General features: G+C 74.3%; 1 pseudogene. It reads left to right on the top strand.

The annotated features are described in order from the left end of the window. A pseudogene (locus PYV61_RS25345) lies at window positions 1-1,278 on the top strand (hypothetical protein); the annotation flags it as partial. Between the last annotated feature and the right edge of the window lie 69 nt (window positions 1,279-1,347).

Genomic DNA, 1,347 nt, shown 5'->3' with positions numbered 1-1,347 from the left:
GCCGCGCGCGCCGCCCGGTCGCCGCGCGCCGGCGGGCCGCGCCGCGCGCTGATCCCCGGCAACGCGGCGGTCGGCACGCTGGTGACGCTCAACGCCAACGGCGACGTCGCCTGCTCGCGCCCCGACAACCGCGTGGCGCGCGTGGCGGCGGTGTCGCAGCGCGCGATCGTGGTCGCCGACACCAGCAACCCGATGAACGGCTTCACCGACGCCGACTACGCGTCGATCGCCGCCACCTTCGACACCCTCGTGTACGCCGTCGACACGCGCAACTTCGGCGAGCCGAGCGACATCGACCGGAACGCGAAGGTCGTGCTGTACTACACGAGCGCCGTCAACGCGCTCACGCCCAAGGACGCCGACTGGTACGTGGGCGGCTTCTTCACCCCGCGCGACCTCTTCCCGGCGCGCGCCGCGGTGGCGGCCGACGCCTGCCCGGCGAGCAACGAGGCGGAGATGTTCTACCTGCTCGTCCCCGACCCGGGCGGGATGATCAACGGGCACCGCTACAGCAAGACGTTCGTCGCCAGCGTCACGGTCGCGACGGTGGCGCACGAGTTCGAGCACCTGATCAACGCGTCGCGCCGCCTGTACGTCAACACGAGCGCCGACGACTTCGAGGCGACGTGGCTCGACGAGGGGCTGGCGCACGTCGCCGAGGAGCTCGTGTTCTACGCGCGCTCGGGGCTGGGGCCGCGCCGCAACCTCGACGCGACGTCGCTGCGCGGCACGCCGCCGGTGGCGACCGCGTTCACCGAGCAGGCGATCGACAACTTCGACCGGCTGTCGCTGTTCCTGCAGGCGCCCGCCCGCAACTCGCCGTACGCCGACGACGACTCGCTGGCGACGCGCGGCGCGGCCTGGGGCTTCCTGCGCTACGCCGCCGACCAGCTCGGGGGCGACGAGACGCAGACGTGGAACCGGCTGGCCAACTCGAACGCCAGCGGGCTGGCCAACGTGCAGCAGGTGTTCGGCACCGACGTCGCCGCGCGCTTCCGCGACTGGGCGACCGCGCTGCTGATGGACGACGTCCCGGGCGCGCCGGCGCGCTACCAGTTCCCGAGCTGGAACCTGCGCTCGGTGTACGCGGCGATCGACGGCACCGGCTACTACCCGCTGCAGAGCTACGCGCTGACGGGCGGCGGCAGCCAGACGGCGAGCCTGCTCGCCGGCGGCGCGGCGTACATGCGCTTCGGCGTGGGCGCCGGGCGCGTCGCGTCGCTGACGTGGGAGGCGCTCCCGCCGACGGTGTCGCTGGCGCTGGTGCGGCTGCGGTAGCGCGGCGCCCGCGGGGCGCCGGCGCGGCGAGGGCTACTCCGCCGCGTCCGGCGCGTCGGCGTCGCGGAG

This window comes from Roseisolibacter sp. H3M3-2, from assembly GCF_029211165.1.
Taxonomy (GTDB): domain Bacteria; phylum Gemmatimonadota; class Gemmatimonadetes; order Gemmatimonadales; family Gemmatimonadaceae; genus Roseisolibacter.
Note: the sequence above shows the minus strand (reverse complement) of the source record. Positions and strands in the feature narration are given on the sequence as shown.